At 49.5% G+C, this 19,546-nt stretch carries 21 protein-coding genes; 11 read left to right on the top strand and 10 right to left on the bottom strand.

From position 1 onward, the window contains the following. Positions 1–16 precede the first annotated feature (16 nt). Genes thpR through ACJAYR_RS08210 form a run of 3 tightly spaced genes read right to left on the bottom strand, consistent with a single transcriptional unit; the run spans position 17 to position 2,363 of the window. On the bottom strand, positions 17–601 hold the full coding sequence (gene thpR, locus ACJAYR_RS08220) for an RNA 2',3'-cyclic phosphodiesterase (protein WP_415236152.1): 585 nt from the start codon (positions 599–601) through the stop codon (positions 17–19). Between the two features lie 12 nt (positions 602–613). Continuing rightward, positions 614–1,657 (bottom strand): NADP(H)-dependent aldo-keto reductase, encoded by a 1,044-nt coding sequence (locus ACJAYR_RS08215; RefSeq protein WP_415236151.1) that lies wholly within the window; start codon positions 1,655–1,657, stop codon positions 614–616. Positions 1,658–1,697: 40 nt separating this feature from the next. Further along, on the bottom strand, positions 1,698–2,363 hold the full coding sequence (locus ACJAYR_RS08210; RefSeq protein ID WP_415236150.1) for an arylesterase: 666 nt from the start codon (positions 2,361–2,363) through the stop codon (positions 1,698–1,700). A gap of 10 nt (positions 2,364–2,373) precedes the next feature. Between ACJAYR_RS08210 and ACJAYR_RS08205 the strand changes: the two genes are divergently transcribed. From ACJAYR_RS08205 to ACJAYR_RS08185, 5 genes are all read left to right on the top strand, one after another. Beyond that, positions 2,374–3,090 carry an ABC transporter ATP-binding protein gene (locus ACJAYR_RS08205; protein WP_415236149.1) on the top strand — a complete coding sequence of 239 codons (717 nt, stop codon included), beginning with the start codon at positions 2,374–2,376 and terminating at the stop codon, positions 3,088–3,090. Continuing rightward, positions 3,087–5,636: an ABC transporter permease gene (locus ACJAYR_RS08200; RefSeq protein WP_415236148.1), complete on the top strand. Its 2,550-nt coding sequence runs from the start codon at positions 3,087–3,089 to the stop codon at positions 5,634–5,636. The genes ACJAYR_RS08205 and ACJAYR_RS08200 overlap by 4 nt, the downstream gene beginning before the upstream one ends. Positions 5,637–5,715: 79 nt before the next feature. Next, entirely contained in the window at positions 5,716–6,423 is a 708-nt protein-coding gene (locus tag ACJAYR_RS08195) for a Bax inhibitor-1/YccA family protein (protein ID WP_415236147.1), read from the top strand. A 146-nt stretch (positions 6,424–6,569) separates the two neighbouring features. Next, entirely contained in the window at positions 6,570–8,048 is a 1,479-nt protein-coding gene (locus ACJAYR_RS08190; RefSeq protein WP_415236146.1) for a M81 family metallopeptidase, read from the top strand. Beyond that, positions 8,045–9,373: a tetratricopeptide repeat protein gene (locus ACJAYR_RS08185; protein WP_415236145.1), complete on the top strand. Its 1,329-nt coding sequence runs from the start codon at positions 8,045–8,047 to the stop codon at positions 9,371–9,373. The genes ACJAYR_RS08190 and ACJAYR_RS08185 overlap by 4 nt, the downstream gene beginning before the upstream one ends. Position 9,374: 1 nt before the next feature. On the opposite strand, the gene ACJAYR_RS08180 is transcribed toward ACJAYR_RS08185, so the two are convergent. Beyond that, the gene (locus tag ACJAYR_RS08180) at positions 9,375–9,761 is read right to left on the bottom strand and encodes a DUF2794 domain-containing protein (protein ID WP_415236144.1); all 387 of its coding nucleotides are present in this window, start codon (positions 9,759–9,761) and stop codon (positions 9,375–9,377) included. Positions 9,762–9,891: 130 nt separating this feature from the next. Here ACJAYR_RS08180 and msrB point away from each other — a divergent pair, with 130 nt between their 5' ends. Next, positions 9,892–10,293, top strand: a complete 402-nt coding sequence (gene msrB / locus ACJAYR_RS08175) for a peptide-methionine (R)-S-oxide reductase MsrB (protein WP_415236143.1) — start codon at positions 9,892–9,894, stop codon at positions 10,291–10,293. Here the strand turns inward: msrB and ACJAYR_RS08170 are convergent, their stop codons facing one another. From ACJAYR_RS08170 to ACJAYR_RS08155, 4 genes are read right to left on the bottom strand one after another with little or no spacing between them, the layout of a single operon-like run. Then, on the bottom strand, positions 10,294–11,283 hold the full coding sequence (locus ACJAYR_RS08170; RefSeq protein ID WP_415236142.1) for an ABC transporter ATP-binding protein: 990 nt from the start codon (positions 11,281–11,283) through the stop codon (positions 10,294–10,296). Continuing rightward, complete coding sequence (locus tag ACJAYR_RS08165) at positions 11,280–12,275, bottom strand: ABC transporter ATP-binding protein (protein WP_415236141.1); 996 nt, start codon at positions 12,273–12,275, stop codon at positions 11,280–11,282. The genes ACJAYR_RS08170 and ACJAYR_RS08165 overlap by 4 nt, the downstream gene beginning before the upstream one ends. Before the next feature lie 2 nt (positions 12,276–12,277). Then, positions 12,278–13,129, bottom strand: a complete 852-nt coding sequence (locus ACJAYR_RS08160; protein ID WP_169546259.1) for an ABC transporter permease — start codon at positions 13,127–13,129, stop codon at positions 12,278–12,280. Next, the gene (locus ACJAYR_RS08155; protein ID WP_415236199.1) at positions 13,126–14,076 is read right to left on the bottom strand and encodes an ABC transporter permease; all 951 of its coding nucleotides are present in this window, start codon (positions 14,074–14,076) and stop codon (positions 13,126–13,128) included. Before ACJAYR_RS08155 ends, ACJAYR_RS08160 begins: the two co-directional genes overlap by 4 nt. Before the next feature lie 350 nt (positions 14,077–14,426). Here ACJAYR_RS08155 and ACJAYR_RS08150 point away from each other — a divergent pair, with 350 nt between their 5' ends. The 3 genes from ACJAYR_RS08150 to ACJAYR_RS08140 all read left to right on the top strand — a co-directional run bounded on the left by ACJAYR_RS08150 (position 14,427) and on the right by ACJAYR_RS08140 (position 16,008). Continuing rightward, entirely contained in the window at positions 14,427–14,780 is a 354-nt protein-coding gene (locus ACJAYR_RS08150; protein ID WP_415236140.1) for a hypothetical protein, read from the top strand. An 83-nt stretch (positions 14,781–14,863) separates the two neighbouring features. Then, positions 14,864–15,475 (top strand): SCO family protein, encoded by a 612-nt coding sequence (locus ACJAYR_RS08145; RefSeq protein WP_415236139.1) that lies wholly within the window; start codon positions 14,864–14,866, stop codon positions 15,473–15,475. A gap of 14 nt (positions 15,476–15,489) precedes the next feature. Next, a complete protein-coding gene (locus tag ACJAYR_RS08140) occupies positions 15,490–16,008 on the top strand; it encodes a copper chaperone PCu(A)C (RefSeq protein WP_415236138.1) in 519 nt (172 codons plus the stop codon). A gap of 36 nt (positions 16,009–16,044) precedes the next feature. Here the strand turns inward: ACJAYR_RS08140 and ACJAYR_RS08135 are convergent, their stop codons facing one another. Next, complete coding sequence (locus ACJAYR_RS08135; RefSeq protein WP_415236137.1) at positions 16,045–16,884, bottom strand: MaoC family dehydratase N-terminal domain-containing protein; 840 nt, start codon at positions 16,882–16,884, stop codon at positions 16,045–16,047. A gap of 62 nt (positions 16,885–16,946) precedes the next feature. Here ACJAYR_RS08135 and ACJAYR_RS08130 point away from each other — a divergent pair, with 62 nt between their 5' ends. Next, positions 16,947–17,930 (top strand): CHAD domain-containing protein, encoded by a 984-nt coding sequence (locus ACJAYR_RS08130; RefSeq protein ID WP_415236136.1) that lies wholly within the window; start codon positions 16,947–16,949, stop codon positions 17,928–17,930. On the opposite strand, the gene ACJAYR_RS08125 is transcribed toward ACJAYR_RS08130, so the two are convergent. Further along, positions 17,927–18,736: a sterol desaturase family protein gene (locus ACJAYR_RS08125; protein ID WP_415236135.1), complete on the bottom strand. Its 810-nt coding sequence runs from the start codon at positions 18,734–18,736 to the stop codon at positions 17,927–17,929. The genes ACJAYR_RS08130 and ACJAYR_RS08125 overlap by 4 nt on opposite strands. Positions 18,737–18,839: 103 nt before the next feature. Between ACJAYR_RS08125 and ACJAYR_RS08120 the strand changes: the two genes are divergently transcribed. Then, positions 18,840–19,442, top strand: coding sequence for an alpha/beta family hydrolase (locus ACJAYR_RS08120; RefSeq protein ID WP_415236134.1), 603 nt, complete (start codon positions 18,840–18,842; stop codon positions 19,440–19,442). The last annotated feature ends 104 nt before the right edge of the window (positions 19,443–19,546 follow it).

Below are 19,546 nucleotides of genomic sequence, written 5' to 3'. Positions count from 1 at the left end.
AGACCCTTGGCTCGGGCTATTCGCCTGACATGCTTGCCAATGAGGACTGTTCGGTGGTCGCGGAGGCGTTGATCAGGTCGAAATACATCTCTTCGGTATAAATGGCGCCGGTATGGGCAAGGTGGCTGGAGAATAATGTGAAGTGATCCACCTGAACGGGAGGAATTCGAAACAGCGCGTTGTCGGACAGATATTGCCGGACTTTTTCGTAAGGCGACATATGGATCCGGGCAAGTGTTATATGTGGCTTGAAACGCCGGTCCTCTAGTTTGAAACCAGCCAGTGCCAGGTTCTTCACCACTTTTTGTTGGAGGCTCATCAGGTCAGGGCTGGATTTGATGCCGGCCCAAAGAATACGGGGGCGTCTGGAATTTCCAAACACCCCCACATTTTCAATTGTCACGTCAAATGCAGCGTGTGAGATTCTGCTTAACGCCATTCCGATATCCAGTATTTCGGCCTCCGGAATTTCTCCAATAAAGGAAAGCGTCAAATGCGCATTTTCACTTGAAATCCATCGCGCATCTGGAATGCCACCGCGCAATGTCTCAATTCGTCGCTTAACGTCTTCGGGTAAGGAAAGAGCAACGAATAACCGCATTTCAGAACCTCCTTAAGGACAAGGATAAGGATGCTGACTATGAATATCCTCTATTTTTGAGAGAATGTCGTCTGAAAGTTTAATGTCAATACTGCCAATATTGGTTTTAAGCTGCTCCAGATTGGTCGCGCCAATAATATTGGACGTCACAAAGCGCCGTGAATTGATGTAGGCGAGTGCCATCTGTGACGGGTCCAGCCCATTTTCGTTGGCAAGGGCCACATATTGGTCTGTCATCTTGTGGGCGATCTCGGTGGAGTAACGAACAAACCGAGTAAATAGAGAAAAACGCGACCCTTCGGGCTTCTGCCCCCCTTGATATTTCCCGCTGAGCATGCCCATCGCAAGCGGAGAATAAGCCAGTAATCCACATTGTTCGCGGATCGAGACTTCGGCCAGGCCCACTTCGTAAGATCGGTTCAGAAGATTATAGGGGTTTTGGACAGACACCATCCTAGGCAGATCATATTTATCGCTAAGATGCAGATATCGCATGGTCCCCCATGCGCTTTCATTGGATAGTCCGACATGCCGTATCTTGCCACTTTTAACGAGGACGTCCAGGGCTTCCAGTGTTTCAAGAATCTCGACAGCATCCTCTTCTTCTTCGTGGACATAGCCCAGTTTGCCAAAATAATTGGTGCTGCGCTCTGGCCAGTGAAGCTGGTATAAGTCGATATAGTCTGTTTGCAGTCGTTCCAGGCTTTTGTCGACGGCATCATTGATATGTCGTGCATGAAGTCGGCTAATCTCTCCGTTTCCGCGAAAGTAGGTGTTATCAGATTTTCCAACCACTTTGGTGGCTAGAATGACATCATCCCGCTTCGCGCGGTTTTTGAGCCAGCTTCCAATATACTTTTCCGTCAGACCCTGAGTTTCTTCTTTGGGCGGGACCGGATACAGTTCAGCCGTATCAATAAAATTGATGCCGCTCGCCACTGCCATGTCAAGTTGTTGGTGGGCTTCTTCTTCTGTATTCTGTTCGCCCCAAGTCATAGTTCCAAGGCAGATAGCACTTACGTCCAGATCTGTTTGACCCAGTTTTCTATATTCCATAATTTGTCCTGTAAATTTTAGCGGGTGCGCCCCGGATTACTCAGTGTTTGGATACAAATTTGACGAGGGATGGCGTCATTTTTTCCACAATTAACGCAACGCCCTCTTTATTCGGGTGGATGGCATCCTCCTGATTCAGATCGGGAATCGAAGCAACACCTTCCAAGAAGAAAGGATAAAAGGCGATCTCGTACTTTTTTGCAAGCTCAGGATAGATCCGATCAAATTCTTCCTGATATTCGGGCCCCATGTTGGGCGGAGCTTTCATACCTGCCAGCATAACCGGGATGTCTTTTTCCTGAAGTTTTTCAATTATTTGCATCAGGCTTTTCCGCGTGACGGAAGGTTCAATTCCCCGCAAAGCATCATTGGCCCCAAGTTCCAGCAGGACGAAGTCCGCACCATTGCCGATCGCCCAGTCCAGACGTTGAAGTCCGCCGGTCGAGGTATCCCCAGAAACACCCGCATTTTCAACCTTTATATCCAGACCCGCCTTTTGAAGCGCAGCTTCCAGCTGGACCGTAAAGGCTTCGGTTTGTGGAAGGCCATATCCCGCTGTCAGACTGTCCCCAAAAGCGACAAGGCGGCGTGTCTCGTTTGCCGTTACACTCTGAATTTGAAGAAAAAAGAGGGCAGCGACGGCAAATATGTTGAAAAAACGAGTAAATTTGCCATATGCCAAGAAATCATGTTTTTGTTTTTGCATTGGAATGAACGTGCCCCACTCGCCGATCGTCAGTTTAAATTCTATACATCTCACACTTAATTCAGATGCGGGCCCTGTCAATATCCTGCGTGGTATAAACCTGTCAGTACTGGCCGGAGAGACTGTTGGTATTGTTGGGCCGTCCGGGTCCGGAAAGTCAACCTTAATGTCCATAATGGCGGGGCTGGAAACACCAACCGAGGGTAAGGTCGAGGTCGCTGGGAACCAACTGGACAAGATGGATGAAGATGCATTGGCGCGGTTTCGGCGCGATAATGTGGGTATTGTATTTCAGTCCTTTCATCTGGTGCCAACCATGACCGCGCAGGAAAATGTGGCCATCCCGCTTGAACTTGCTGGACGTAAAGACGCGTTTGAGGTGGCGAGGCAGAAATTGGAAGCCGTTGGGCTGGGGGCACGCGCCACACACTATCCTTCACAGCTTTCAGGGGGAGAACAGCAACGGGTCGCTTTGGCACGGGCCGTTTGCACAGAGCCGAAGATTTTTCTTGCAGATGAGCCAACCGGAAATCTGGACGGGAAAACTGGTGAATTGATTGTGGACCTGATGTTTGAATTACATGACGCCCACGATACAACCATGATCCTTATTACCCATGATGATCAACTGGCTGCGAAATGTGATCGGGTGATCCGGGTGGAAGATGGCCGGGTTGTCGAAATGCCAGCAGATCAGCCGCGGCCGGTGGAAGCACAGCCATCATGAGAAAAACCGGTTCTGATGAAAGCCTGATGCTTGCCCTGAGATTTACATTTCGGGAATTGCGGGGCGGCCTTAAAGGGTTTCGAATTTTTATTGCCTGTCTGGTGTTAGGGGTTGCCGCCATTGCCGGGGTCGGCACGTTGTCCAGCTCAATTTCTGAAGGGTTACGGTCGAACGGGAAGCTTATCCTTGGCGGTGATGTGGACGTTCGGTTGACCTCCCGGCCGGCCAGTGGCGACGAATTGACCTGGCTGCGATCACAGGGAAAAGTGAGTGAAACGCAGATCCTTCGTGCCATGGTTCGTGCGGAAAAAACCGACAAACGGTTGCTTAGCGAATTAAAAGCGGTGGATGACCTTTACCCTTTATTCGGGGCACTGACAGTTTCTGAGAAAAGCAACACAGAGCGTTCTGAACAGGAGCTGTTGCGCCCGGAAGGGGGTAACTATGGCGCCATGGTTGAGCCAATTTTATTGGACAGGCTTGGCGTGACGGTTGGCGACTCTTTGAAAATAGGGACGTTGTCTGTCATCGTTCGCGGGATCATCGAAAATGAACCTGACAAAGCCAGTCAGGGAATGAGTCTGGGGCCCCGCGTAATTGTCTCTACTCAGGCGCTGGAAAAATCCGGTTTGATCCAGCCTGGCAGTCTGATCCGTTATCACTATCGACTGGATTTGGCGCCTGATACCAGTATCCCTGATTTCCGGGATGCCGTGAAGGTCGCGCAGTCAGATGCAGGGTGGCGGATCACGGACAGTTCTAACGGTGCCCCCGGAATAAAGCGGTTTGTTGACCGGGTGGCCATGTTTCTGACGCTGGTCGGGCTGACCGCCCTGATCGTTGGCGGGGTCGGCGTGGGGAATGCAATTCGCGCCTATTTGGACGGTAAAATTGAAACGATCGCGACCTTGAAATGTCTCGGGGCGAGCAGTCGGTTTATCTTCCGTGTTCACTATTTTCAAGTGATGATACTGGCATTTGTCGGGTCGGTTACCGGATTGGTGATCGGGTTTGGCGGTGCATTGGTTGCGTCGCAGTTTTTGGCAACCGCCTTGCCGGTACCTGCTGTCGTAACGTTGCAGGCAGGCCCCCTGATTTTGGCCGCCGCGTACGGATTGCTCACTGCAACATTGTTTGCGATCTGGCCGCTTGCGAGGGCACGGGAAACACCCGCAGCGTCGCTTTTTAGGGATGTGGTGTCCGTACGGCGCTGGCCGCGACCCCGTTACCTTCTTCTTATTGCCGTGACCTTTATGTCCTTGGTGGCATTGTCGATCCTGACGGTGGAAGAAAAAATATTCGCGATCGGTTTTGTAATCGCAGCCTTATTGATTTTTAGCATTTTGATGGCAGTCGGATTTATCGTCCAATGGCTGGCCCGTCATGCCCCAAGAGCTAACATTCCTGTTTTGCGACTGGCGATTGCCAATCTCCATCGCCCGGGTGCCGCCACGGCAAGCGTAATTTTGTCGATGGGATTGGGTTTGACCCTTTTTGTCACGGTGGCCTTGATTGAAGGGAACTTACGGGCGCAGGTCCAGGATCAATTACCGGAAAATGCACCTGCGTTTTTCTTCATCGATATTCAGAATAGCCAGCTTGATCAATTCGTCGACCGTGCCAGCGCAATTGAAGGCGTGAGTGATGTAAACTATCTACCCAATCTGCGCGGACGCATTGTCGCTGTTGACGGTGTTCCCGCTGCACAGGTCAAAGTTGCCAGTGACGTGAAATGGGTGCTGCGCGGTGATCGCGGTCTGACCTATTCCCAGAAAATTCCGGCGAATGCAACGGTTGTTGAAGGGGATTGGTGGCCCGAGGATTATCAGGGTAAACCGCTGATCAGCATGGATCAGGAAGCTGCGATCGGAATGGGAATTGGGATCGGTGACACGCTAACGGTGAACGTTATGGGTCGTGAAATTACAGCCGAGATCGCAAATTTACGTGAAATTGACTGGAGCACCCTTGCGATTAACTTTGTGATCGTCTTCGACCATAATACTTTGGCTGCGGCCCCTCATAGCCTGCTCGCGACGGCAAAAGCGCAGGATCAGGCGGAAACCACATTGTTTCGAACGATCACAACTGAATTTCCCAATATTTCGGTTGTTCGGATGAAGGAAGCGCTGCAGACCATTTCCAAAATCCTTGAGCAGTTGTCGTCTGCTGTGACGGCAACGGCATCCATTACATTGGTTGCGGGTATTCTGGTTTTGGCAGGGGCTTTTGCCGCTGGGCATCGCAAGCGTGTGTATGATGCGGTCATTTTGAAAGTTCTGGGTGCAACAAGACGCGATATTTTCAAAACATTTTTGTTGGAGTATGCCCTGTTGGGGCTTGTGACCTCCTGCATTGCAGCGTTTGCCGGATGGGCCGCTGCCTATCTGGTCATCACCGATGTACTTGAAGCAAAATGGACAAGTTTACCGGGAACGCTGATCGGAACGATCGTTGTGAGTGTTGGTATTACGGTTCTGTTTGGATTGCTTGGGTCTTGGCGGGCACTTGGTGAAAAAGTAGCGCCGGTTCTTCGATCTGATTAAACGCAATTATTTTCCTTGAATTTTATGGTAACTACTCCAATATCTAGCCTAAGTTAAATTCCTTAGAGGGTAAGGGTATATGGCAACCGAATATACAAGAATGAAAACAGCACAAACCAGCGCAGCCGAACAAGCTGTGATGGATGAAGGCCTTCGCGCCTACATGCTGAAAGTTTATAACTACGTGGCCTCTGGCCTCGCGCTCAGTGGCGCTGCCGCAGCATTTACAGCAAATACACCTGTTATTTACAATGCTGTCTTTGGAACACCATTGCAGTGGGTTGTTATGTTAGCGCCATTGGGCATGTTGTTCATCATGGGACGCGGAAGTGTTCAGACAACAAAGATCATGTATTGGTTGATGGTCGCCACCTTCGGTGTGTCCATCTCTTACATCTTCCATGTCTATACATCAGAAAGCGTCGTCCGGGTTTTCTTCATCACGGCTGTGACATTTGGCTCCATGAGCTTGTGGGGCTACACGACGAAGCGTGATCTGTCCGGCATGGGCTCCTTCCTGATTATGGGTCTTGTCGGTATCCTGATTGCATCTGTCGTTAATATCTTCCTGGGGTCTTCCATGCTTCAGTTCGTCGTATCTGTGCTTGGTGTTCTGATCTTCACCGGTCTGACAGCGTATGATACACAGCGGATCAAGTCTGAATATTACCACGGGCACGACAATGAGATTCTCGAGAAAGGCGCCATTATGGGTGCGGTTTCTCTCTACCTGAATTTCCTGAACCTGTTCATGATGCTGCTGAGCCTGTTTGGCAATCGCGAATAGACTGTTCGAAAATCTGAAGAAAAGCCCGGTTTATTCCGGGCTTTTTTTATGGCCGCTCTCTGCCCGAATTTTTATCTTGGCAGAGGCGATCAAGCTGTTAAGATAGTTTGAAAGCAAACATAGTATTTTAACGGAATGTGAGCCAGATGCGTATTCTCATCGCGATGATGAAACATGAAACAAACACTTTCTCTCCAATTGTTGCTGACTGGAAGCGATTTCAGGACTGGGGCGCGCACCTTGGGGAAGACGCATTAAAAGCCTATGAAGGAACCGCGATGCCCATGGGGGCCTATATTGAACTTGCCCGTTCAATTGACGCGGAAATTGTTACACCTGTCGCTGCTGAAGCGATGCCCGCGGGGCTGGTAACCAAAGAAGCCTATAATAACCTTGTTGAGCCTATTTTAGAGGCCGTGCGAAATGGGGTGGACGCCGCGATGCTGGACCTGCATGGCGCGATGGTCTCGGAAGTAACCCCTGACGGTGAAGGTACACTCCTTGAACGTATCCGCGAAATTGACCCTGATTTGCCGATTGCTGTCACGCTGGACTTGCATTGTAACCTGACAGATAAGATGGTGCGGAACTGCACGACCCTGATCGGTTACAAGACCTATCCTCATGTTGATATGTATGAAGTGGGGTTGCAAATTGGTCAGGCACTGCTGGATAGCATAGCGGGCAAGGTTGATCCCGTTATGTCTTGGGGAAATGTTCCTGTTCTAAGCCAGACCCTGTGTCAGGGGACGGATGATGAGCCGATGGCAACCTTGATCCGCCTGTGTAAAGAAGCAGAGCGGGAAGAGGGCGTCATTGCCGCAACGGCCTTTGGCGGTTTTGCTCTGGCAGATATGAAAGATTCCGGTAATTCCGTTATTGTTGTCACCGATGGCGATCAGGCAAAGGCTGATGCTATAAGAGACCGTATTCTTGCCAAAGCTTGGGCACTTCGGGAGGATTTTGTCTACAAACACGCGCCGCTTGAAGAAAAGGTAGCAGAAGCCAAGTCCCTGACAGAGGGGCCAATTCTGTTGCTGGATCACGCAGATAACTGCGGGTCTGGTGCGACGCAGGATGTGATGACCGTGATTGCAGAAATCATGCGACAGGGCTTGGAAGACGTCGCTGTTGGTGCGGTTTGGGATCCTGCCGCCGTGCAGGAAATGCAAAAAGCCGGTGTGGGCAATACTGTGACGCTCAAACTTGGCGGTAAAACGGATATGCCGTCAATTAACGAGGTGGGCGAGCCGCTCGAAATTACGGGAACGGTTAAGGTCATCAGTAATGGCGAATGGACTGTCCGGGGGCCGATGTATACTGGCGTCAAAGTCTTTATGGGACCAACTGCCGTTCTTGATACTGGCAATATGGAAATCGTAATTGTGTCCAATCACCATGAACCTTGGGACCAGGGCGTCTTTACTTCTGTTGGTATTCAGCCAGAACATAAACGATATGTGGTTCTGAAAAGCCGTATTCATTATCGGGCTGGTTTCGCCCCGATTGCAAAAGCAACTCTGCGTTTGGACGGAAAAGGGGTTACGACCTCGGATAACAAGTTGCTTGAATATAAGAATGTGCGCCGGCCGATTTATCCGCTGGATTTAATTAACGAGGCATGATGATGCAGGACGGGTTCGGCAACACTGTTTCAACGACATCAGAAGAAACCATCGACGCGATAAATCGGTTTTCAAACAGTTTGATCGGGTATGGGACGGACTTCCCCATCGTTTTTGAGCAGTCGGATGCGGACCCGGATTGTGCTGTTCTGGCCGCGTTGGCAACCCAGCTGGGGTTGTTTTTGGAAAGCCCCGACCGCCTTGCCATAACAGATAAGTATCTGACGCGCGCTGTTGAGGCCGCGCCGCGGGCGACCCGTCGGGAACAGTTATTTGTAGAAGCTATGTTGGCTCATCGGAATGCCGACTATGCAAAGGCAATTTCCTGCCACCGCAAACTTGCCGCCGAATTTCCTGAAGATCTTTTGTCGGCCAAAATCGGTCAGACTCTGTATTTTAATCTTGGAAATGACGAAGGTATGCTGTGGCTTGCGGATCAAGTACTGGACGCCCATCAGGATAACGCCTATGCCCATGGGATGCGGGCCTTCGGTCTTGAGCAGATGAGCCGATTGGAAGAAGCCGAAGAAGAGGGGCGAAAAGCCACCGAAATGAAACGGTGTGAGCCTTGGGCACATCACGCGGTTGCCCATGTGATGATTACACAGGGGCGTTTGGATGACGGTATTCAGTGGATGCAAACGCTTAGTGATGAATGGGACGGATGCAATTCTTTTATGTATACCCATAATTGGTGGCACCTGGCGCTTTTCCACTTGGAAAAAGAGGAGTTCGATGAAGCTTTGTCTCTGTATGATCGCAGTGTCTGGGGCCGGGAGAAAACCTATAGTCAGGATCAGATAAACGCCATTTCATTGTTATGGCGTCTAGAGCTTGCCGGTGTCGATGTTGGTGATCGCTGGATGGATGTTGCCAATTATGTCGCCGATCGTAGTTTCAATAATGATCAGCCTTTTTTGGATATGCAGTATATATTCGCGCTGGCCCGCGGCGGAAAAGACGAGGCGGTTCAGGGGCTGCTGGCGGGCATGTATAAGCAAGCGAAAGAAGGCCCTGCGATGACCCGCACAGTCTGGGGGGGTGTTGCTGTTCCTGCGGCTGAAGCGTTCGTAGCATATGCTAAGGGTGAGTTTGGCAAGGTGATCGATTTGCTGGGCCCCGCGCGTGTCAGGATGCAAAGCATTGGTGGGAGCCATGCACAACGGGATTTATTCGAGCAGGTCTGGATTGATAGTCTTCTTAAAGTCAGGGACTTTGAAACCGTTATGCCGTTGATCGAGAAACGTCTTGAATTCCGCCATCCCGTGAAGTTGGACCAAACCCTGATGATGAGAGCCAGAAACGCACAGTCTGCTTATTCTTAAGCTATTCGACCGTGTCAAAACGCTTGCGATCAAAAACCTTCAAAACCTGAGACAGTGACTGTCCTCGCTTTAAGGTCCGACCATTTTGAGCCTGAACGGAGTAGGCACCCTGTTTTTTAGCCAGTTTTGGCTCTTTAAAGATCCGATATACAGGTTTTTCCGTGGTTCGGTGGAAAATGGCAAATACGCAAAGATGTTTCTCTTGGCCGATCGCATAATCCCGCCATTCTGATTTGGCGACCATTTGTCCGTAAACTTGAAGGATTTGAGCCAGTTCTTTTCGGTCAAAAAACACAGGAGGGGATGTCAATTGCGTTCGTGGGCCCGGCCGCTGGGTGGTCCCAGACCGGGCCTGATAGTGATCGTTGAAACTAACAACCTCGCTCATTGGCGCTCCTATCTTGCTTAATTTCGATTTTTCCTTAAATACACAGGTTCGTCAAGTATTGTGAGGCGAAATTCCGTATCTTTTCCTATATATAGGGGGTAGGTACCAGTTATTGGAGGAAAGTCATACCATGGTAGACAAGATTGTAAAAAGTGATGCGGAATGGCGCGAGCAACTCTCCAAAGAGCAATATAAGGTTGCTCGTAAAAAGGGGACAGAACGAGCCTTTACTGGTATTTATCATGATAACAAGGAAGCCGGCATTTATGAGTGCCTTTGCTGCGGTGAGCCTCTGTTTTCATCTGAAACCAAATATGATTCCGGCACCGGATGGCCCAGTTTCTGGCAGCCTTTAAATCCCGAAATGGTTGGGGAGGTTCCAGATCGCAGTCTTTTTATGCGCCGGACCGAAGTTGTTTGCAATAAATGCGATGCACATCTGGGGCACGTTTTCCCGGATGGTCCTGCCCCAACAGGTCAAAGATATTGCCTGAATTCGGCTGCGTTGGATTTCAAGAAAAAAGAAGATTAATTAGTCAGCCTGACTGAGCAGATCATCGGAGAAATGGCAGGCGGCCAAATGGTCGCTTTCCACTTTTCGCAATTTGGGCGCTTCTTCCTTGCACCGGTTTGTTGCCATCGGGCAGCGGTCCTGAAAGGAACAGCCAGAGCGTTTTTCAGTCTGACCTGTCACATTCCCAGAGAGCCGGATCCGGTTTCTTTTATTGCCGGCGGCCGGCTTGGGCACCGCGTCCAGCAGGATCCGTGTGTAAGGGTGTGCGGGACGGGCAAACAAGTCTTCGGTCCGACCTTTTTCAACAATTGACCCCAAATACATGACCGCAACTTCGTCACATAGATATTCGACAACGGCCAGATCGTGACTGATAAACATATAGGTCACGCCGAAACTATCCTGAAGATCCCGCAGTAGGTTAAGAACCTGCGCCTGAACAGAAACGTCCAGCGCCGAGACCGGTTCATCCGCAACGATCAACGCAGGGCGCGTAATAAGAGCCCGTGCAATTGCAATACGCTGGCGTTGTCCGCCGGAAAATTCATGGGGATATTTTTCTGTATCGGTGGCTTTCAGGCCAACCGACATCAATACTTCCTTTACACGGTCGCTTTTTTCCTGAGCACTGAGCGGTGCAAGGGCGGCCAGTGGTTCCGCGACAATACGGCCAACCGTGTGATGCGGGTCCAACGATCCATAAGGGTCCTGAAATACCATTTGAAAATGTTGGCGCATTGGTCGAAGTTCGTTGAAGTTTTTTCCAACAACCTCATCTCCAAGAATTTTAACTGATCCGGAGTCGGTTTCTTCGAGAGCCATAACATTGCGCGCAAGTGTTGACTTGCCGCAGCCACTTTCCCCCACAATGCCAAAGCTTTTACCTTCTTTTATCTGAAAGCTGACGCCGTTCAGGGCATAGACAAACCGTGGTTTGGCAAACAGGCTTTCTTTTGGTAGAGGGTAGTGGCGGACCAGGTCGGTGACCTCAAGTACAGTTTTACTCATTGATACAGTCCTGTCGTTCTGGCCTGAATAGCTTGTTCCATATTGTGACAAACGACCTTATGACCACTGCCCAGATCTGTTTCTGACGGAACAGTCATACCGCAGCCAGATGATGCAATCGGGCAGCGATCGGTAAATGTGCAGCCTTTGGGAAGGTTGATCAGGTCTGGAACCGTTCCGGGAATGGTTGTTAATCTTTTTTGTCGCCCCATACCGATTTTTGGCATGGCAGCAAATAGTCCTTGAGTATAGGGGTGGGTCAATTCGTCAAAAATATTATCGGTTGTTCCGCTTTCAACAACCGTTCCCCCGTACATAACCATTACTTTTTGTGTGTTTTCCGCAATAACCCCTAAATCATGGGATATGAGGATAAGGGCCATCCCCTCTTCAGCCACAAGGGTTTGTATAAGTTCGAGGATTTGATCCTGAATGGTCACATCCAGCGCCGTCGTTGGCTCATCCGCAATCAGAATGTCGGGGGAGCAGGACAGGGCCAGGGCAATCATAACCCGTTGACGTTGACCCCCAGAGAGCTGGTGAGGATGGTTGTGGATCCGCTCTGACGGGTTTGGAATGCCTACGCGATCCATAAGCCGCAAAGCTTCTTCAAAAGCTTCTGCTTTGGACAAACCGCGATGCAGCCTTAAGGGCTCCATGATCTGACGCCCAACCGTATGGACCGGATTCAGAGAGGTCATGGGTTCCTGAAAAATCATCGCCATCTGGTTTCCGCGGATATGGCACATTTGTTTTTCAGACTTCTTAAGCAGGTTTTCCCCGTTGAGTAATAATTCGCCTGTTGTTACTGCGTTCTCCGGCAATAATCCCATCAAGGCGAGGGCTGTCATGGATTTACCACAGCCGCTTTCTCCGACGATCCCAAGTGTTTCCCCTTTTTCAAGGTGAATGTTCAGGTTTCGAACCGCAGGGGCCAGCCCTGAGGCCGTATTCAGCATGACGGTCAGGTTGCGAACATCAAGTAAACTCATCACTAACGCTTCCTGCTTAGACGTGGATCAAGGACATCTCTTAGGCCATCTCCCAACAGGTTCAGCCCAAAGACGGCAATGGCGATCGCGGCCCCGGGATAGATAGCCTGCATTGGCTGTAAGAACATAAGGGTCTGGGCTTCATTGAGCATACGGCCCCAAGAAGGGTGCGGTGGCTGTGTGCCAAGGCCAAGATAGGACAGTGCTGCCTCTGCCAGGATCGCAATAGCGAACTGAATGGTTGCCTGAACAATGACGATAGACAGAATGTTCGGCAATACATGCTCAATGGTAATTCTGAACTTGCCTTTGCCGGATGCCCGGGCGGCCATTACATATTCGCGGGCCCAAATGGAATTGGCTGTGCCGCGGGTCAGGCGGGCGAAGACCGGGACATTGTAGATACCAATGGCAATGATTGAATTGACCCCGCCTGGGCCCAGAATAGCGGTGATCATGATGGCTGACAAAATAGCCGGAAATGCGAACGAGAAATCACTCATTCGCATTATAATTTCTTCGGTCCAGCCGCGTTTAGCTGACGCCAGCAATCCAAAACCAACACCAGCAAACAAGCCAATCGAAACGGCAACAATACCGACTGTGATCGAATTTTGAGTGCCTGTCATAAGCATCGACATGACATCCCGACCAAATTGATCTGTTCCAAGCCAGTGGTCAGCCGAGGGAGGTAAGAAGCGGTCAGAAATGACAATGTCATATACTTCGCCAGGGGTCCAAAATAATGAAACCAGTGCGCACAGCAATAGAAATCCTGTCAGCAATCCACCGACGAGAAAGCTGCGACTTTGCAGGCAACGACTAAAAAAGGACTGGGAGGCAGAACTACTCATATATCGTGGGCTTTCAATCTTGGGTCGATAACCGCGTATAACATATCAACGACAAAATTCGTGACGACAACCATGCCAGCCAACATCAGAACAACGTTTTCAACAACAATTGTATCGCGATTGTTGATGGCTTTCAGGACAGTTGACCCTAGACCAGGCAGGTGGAAGACATTCTCCACGACGACGGTTCCGGCAAGAAGGTTGGCAAATTGAAGACCGGTGACGGTAAGGACCGGTATCATCGCGTTGCGCAACACATGCAGCCACAGTGTTTTTCTTTGGCTGAGGCCTTTTGCCCTGGCTGTGCGAACATAATCTTCGCGGAATACTTCCAGTACGGAAGAGCGGGTAATTCGGGCAAGGATCGCGCCCTGAACAGTCGCGAGCGCAATTGCGGGCAGGAGCAAGGCTCTGAAGCAGGCCCAAAAGCCTTCTTCCCATCCTGGAAAACCACCCGGCGGAAGCCAGCGCAGCTTGACCGCAAAGAATAGAATAAGCAGAACCGCAAGCCAGAAATTGGGGACAGAAATTCCCAATTGGCTCACACCCATTAGGGAAATATCACTGGCTTTATTGTGGTTGGCAGCCGCATAAAGGCCAATTACCAAAGCAATGACGACACTTAAACTCATGGACAGGATGGCCAAAGGAACAGTGATTTTAAGGGCCCCTTCCACCAGTTCCCAGACCGGTACCCGATAGGCGTAGCTGTTCCCCAGTTCCCCTTGTAGAATGCCAAAAATCCAGTCGAAATATCGCTCCATAACAGGGCGATCGAGCCCAAGTTCCTTGGTCAGTGCAAGCACCGCTTCATCGGTAGCATCGACCCCAAGGATAACCAGTGCAGGGTCCCCAGGCAGAATTTCCATTACAGTAAAAATGACAATTGATGCGCCAACGAGAGTCGCAAGAAGTGTCATAAAACGTTTTGCGAAAAAAACACTCATGAATTTTGTAAGACCGCCCTTGCCCAGTTTAACATACGCATTTTTATTATCAGCCGCATTATTGTAGCACTTTTTTACGGCCGTCATCTAAATTCCCACACTAGCCTTAGAATTGTTTGTCGTCAATCATTCTTGAAGGCGCTGGATGCATAGGCTGGATTGGCTTTAATGATGTATTACAGTTTGTTCTGACGTTAAGGAAACAGGGAACAAATTGTCGCAGGCGGGAGTTTGGTATTGTCGGGGTATTGGAGTTGATCTAATGTCCTGCCATGTTTTTAGGCAGAAACCAGAAAAGAGGAAATATACGCTTTGGCGTCAGGGGGCATCGCCTTCTGGGGGCATTAGCTGTGGTGTCTGTTCTTCTGAATTTTCTGGTTCCTGTAACGCATGGTTTTCTTTTCTCGGCGCAGGCAGGAATGCTTGTGGAAATGTGTACGCCCTCGGGCATTCAACTGGTTCGTGTTGATGCAGGAGAGGGCGTAGAGAATTTTGAGGCCGATAATTCTGACTGCAGAGCCTGTGCAGATTGTCCGTTTTATTCATTAAACCTGTTGAAAGCTGCGATACTTTCAAACAATACGCAAATTGCGTTCGATTTTCGAAACGGTATATCCCTCGCGGTTTTGTCTCAAAAAATTTCGGATAAAGCCCCCCCATGGATGCGACCCGCACAAAGGGCACCGCCTGTTACCTTGATCTGATTAATCCCGTCTTCTTCAGTGCAAGACGTTCTACTTAACAGATATTCCGGTTTCTTCCGGTGTTCAGTTTCAAGGTGAAATAAATGAACAAAATCTTTACCTATTCAGTCGCCGCTCTTGTTGTTGCAGGCTTTACAATTGCCGTCCTGTTTTTTACGGGTCTTATTCCCGGATCCCGTGGTACCAGTCAGGGATCAGGCATTATTGCAGGGGCTCCGCAAATTGGCGGGGCGTTTGAGCTCGTTGATAACAAAGGTAACACTGTTACCGACAAGACTTTCCACGGGAAAATGTCTCTTATTTTCTTCGGTTATACTTTCTGTCCCGATGTATGCCCGACGGAAATGCAGACCTTTGCTCAAGTGGTGGAAGCTCTTGGAGACGACGCAGAGCAGGTAACACCCATCTTCATTACTGTTGATCCGTCCCGTGATACAGTCGAGGTTGTAGATGAGTTTGTTCAGTCCTTTCATCCGGCGATCGTCGGATTGACAGGCAGTGAAGCGCAGGTCGAGGCAGTGAAAAAAATGTATCGTGCCTATAGTCAGAAGCAGGAAGATGGGGATCCGGAATACTACTTGGTGGATCACACATCTTTCACATATCTGATGGGCCCGGATGGCCAGCTTTCAACAGTATTTCGTTACGGAACAACACCGGAAGAAATCACCAAGCACATAAAAGAACAACTCTAGTTGAAAGAAATATCATGAAATTCTTTAAATTTGGCATTGCAACCGCTGTTGCAGTCACTCTTATGTCTGGTTTGTTTTCTGCGCCCTCTTATGCAGATGGTATGATGATGGCAAAAGACGGATGGGCGCGGTCCCGCACCGCCTCTGCAAAGGTTGCAGGCGCGTTCGTAACGCTTCACAATATGAGCAAGGAAGATGACCGTTTGATCGGTGCGACATCCAAAATTGCGAAACGGACTGAAATTCACACAACCAAAATGACAGACGGCGTGATGAAGATGATTCAGGTGAAAGAGGGCATTACGGTCAAGGCCGGTGAAACCGTTCAGATGAAGCCGGGTAGCTATCATATCATGTTTATGGGGCTGACAGAGGTGCTTGCAGAAGGAAAGGAAATTCCGGTGACCTTGAAATTTGAAAAAGCCGGTGACGTGGATATTCTGGTCTCGGTCAAGAAAGCGGGTTCCATGGGGCACGGTGGCCATGGTGGCATGAAGAAAATGGATCATGGATCCATGAAAAAAACCAACTAAGTCTTTAGGGGAGGCAATTTGTTGCCTCCCTTTTCTCTAAAACTGCGCCGTTGCTGAAACTGCCAGTTCCCCCTCCGGGCCCATGGCCCAGACACTGCACAGGCTGTCGTCGATTTTTTTCCCGCATATCTTAAAGGGTGCAATGTCAAAGATCGGATTGAAATTCCTGAATTCAAAGTTTTTCAGGCTTTTCCCTTGCATATGGTCGGATGCAAGTTGCATCAAATAGGTCCCGATCAATGGCCCGTGGACGATGAGACCCGGATATCCCTCAACACCGGTCACATATTCTCGATCATAATGAATACGGTGCCCGTTGAAGGTTAAGGCAGAATAGCGGAATAACATGACCGGGTCCGGAACGATGGTCTGATGCCAGTCATAGTCGGTTGATGCTTTTTCAGGGTTTTTCTTTGGAGCATTTTCCTGTGGGTCATCTCGATAAACAATATCATGTTCTTCCATAATATAGCGGCCGTTTTCCCCTTTGAGTTCATGCTCCACTGTTACAAAAACCAGGCGGCCTGTGCGTCCGTTTTTTTCAACGATAGACTTAACCGTCGAGACCTTTTCGATGACGTCTCCTGCCTTTATGGGACGATTGAAGGTAAGCCTTCCGCCGGCCCACATCCGTCTTGGAAGATCTACCGGAGGCAGGAAACCTCCCTTATAACTATGCCCATCCCGTGCCAGATTGGATTGCTTGTCCGTTGGCAGGAAATACATCCAATGTCCGCCCGATGGAACATAGGGTGATGCGGGGGCCTCCTGATCCATGAAAGCGGCAAAACCATCAAGGGACTGCTGATGAATGATTTCAGTGCGCTTTTCCTGATTGCCGATCCAATCGGACAGTTCTATCTTATTCTCAGTCATGGTGGGTAAGCAGCTCCTGTTTTTTAGCTGTAGCATAAAAGAATAAATACAGGTCGTAAATAATGGTCACTGAAAAACGTGCAGGTGCAGGCAATGATCGACCGGAGGACGCGTATAAATTGCCGCCCCTTGATCTGCGCGATGCAACCACTGTCGAAGCCGCTGCCCGGCGTATTTTTAAAGAATGTTCCGTTCATCTTAGGACAAATTTTGAACGTTTTGTGGTTCATGAAGACGAACCATCTTTAATGCAGATCAGAATTGGGATGCGCCGGACAAGGGTCGCGATGCGGGTTTTCCGTCAGATTATCCATCCTGAAGTTTTGAAAAATTTTTCCCGGGAATACAAATATTTTGGCAGGCTTTTAGGCGAAGCGCGGGACATGGATGTGTTTCTGCGAGGGATTTTGAGCGAAGATTGCCCGTTGGATGGTCTGGAGGATGCCTACGAAGAATTGCGCCATCATGCGCTCATTATGCGCGAAAAGGAATATAAGCTTATTGCGGTTGAAATTCGGGGTGGCCGGTTTGCCATGCAACTGGAGAATTTTGACAACTGGCGAAATGAAGACTGGTCAAAACGGCTGGGCCGGACAGGACAGAAAATTCTGAGCGCGGCTGTACGGGAATTTGCTCTTGAGGTGATCGAGGATGGCCGTCAGGAAATGCTTAGCCGTGGCGCGTCCATTGAGGAGCTATCCACACAGGAGCTGCATAAAGTCCGCAAATTTATAAAGCGTTCCCGCTATCATCTGAGATTTTTTGCGTCTTTGATTGCTGCGGAAAAGCGACATCAGGGGTATGATATTCTTGTGAAAATGCAGGATAGTCTGGGGCACGTAAATGATGTGAAAGAGGCGTTACGCCTGATGGGGATCCTCGGGGGCGAGGTGAGAGCTGATCACATCGCTAATATCCTGTTGTTGATCGCCGAAAAAATCTCGGAGGCGGGAGAAGAAGTGCAGGAGCATTTGTCAGAGTTCACAACTCTCTGGCACCGCTATGAGGAATTCGTCATCACTCAGGATGATTTGTTGCCCAGTTAAGCTTTTTCTTTACGAAACGGCAGGAGGATCATCCAGAAAAACGATTGGCGCTCTTCTTTCTGGTAGCGTGATAAACCGATTGTCATGCCAATCTGCCCTTTTTGAGGGGTGGCTTGATAGGTCCGGAACAGCCTGTCCCAGATCGCCAGGTTGAACCCAAAATTTCGGTTTAATTCTGGGATCAGAATAGAATGGTGCACCCGATGCATATCTGGCGTCACGACAAACAGCCGTAAAATTCCATCAACCGGTTTTGGCAAACTGGCGTTGGCATGGTTGAACATGGCCATGGAACTGAGAATGATTTCAAACAGAATGACGCTAAGCACAGGGGGGCCGAGAAGAAGAATGACGCCCAACTTAATTCCCATTGAAAGGGCTATCTCGACAGGATGAAAACGCGCCCCGGTCGTTACATCATAGTCAATATCGGCATGATGAACTTTGTGAAGGCGCCAAAGAGCAGGCACATAGTGGAAGGCTACATGTTGTCCATAAATAACTAAATCCTGAACAATAATGGCGATAACAACCGAAACCCAAAGGGGAAGTGAGACCATATTCAATAATCCCCAGCCATTTTCCTGGGCGATAAGGGCCATGCCAACCGCCAGAATTGGAAACACAAAACGTAAAAGCAGAGAATTAAAGAATGTAAGCCCCAGATTCTGGGTCCACCGCCACAGTTTTGGGGCGCGGAGTTTTCGCGTTGGACTTAAAAATTCCCACAACCCAACAAGTAAAAGGCTGCCAAAGAAGAAACCGAGGCGGATGGTCGGCTCGTTCTGTAAAATAAAATCAGACATTTTACTTCTTTTATTGCTGTTGATCTTTCTTCTATATAGGAATTCTGAAGAGCGAAACGATCAAAATTAAGTTATCTCATTTTTACAGTGAAAAGAGTAACGGATGTATCTGGAAAACGGTAACGCGAATTCTAAAACAAAACTTATTCTGGCACATGGTGCGGGTGCCCCAATGGATAGCCCGTTTATGGACTATTTTGCCGAAAAACTGGCGGGGGATGATCTTCACATAATCCGGTTCGAGTTTCCCTATATGCAGGAGCGGCGGGAAAACGGGAAAAAGCGCCCGCCTAACAAGCAGGATATTCTCTTGGCCTGTTGGCGCCAGCTAATCGCTGATTTCGCGGGCGCAGACCGCCTGTTCATTGGTGGAAAGTCAATGGGGGGACGCATGGCGTCGTTGGTCGCCGATGAGGGTGGCGTTTCAGGTTTGGTTTGTCTGGGCTACCCTTTTTACGCCATCGGCAAGCAGGATAAACCACGGATTGACCATTTAAAGACCCTGAAATGCCCTACGCTTGTTGTTCAGGGCGAGCGCGATAGCATGGGAAACCGGGACGCCGTTGAACATTATGATCTGTCCGATAGCGTTAAGGTCTTTTGGACAGAAGACGGTGATCACAGCTTTAAGCCGCGTAAAGCGTCCGGCCGGACCGAGATAGAAAATTGGGACGCGGCTATTGATGCTGTGAAGCAGTTTATATAACTGGCCGTTGTGACGTGAAGCGGTCCTTAATTATCCACCCGGCTGATGGATTTACCAAGGCAGTTCAAGATCGGTAAGGCAAGAGTATATTCATTGTCAGACGC

Origin of the sequence: Sneathiella sp., assembly GCF_047631475.1 — a bacterium.
In the GTDB taxonomy this organism is placed as follows: domain Bacteria; phylum Pseudomonadota; class Alphaproteobacteria; order Sneathiellales; family Sneathiellaceae; genus Sneathiella.
The sequence above is the reverse complement of the archived record's forward strand: the minus strand, read 5'-3'. Positions and strand labels throughout refer to the sequence as shown.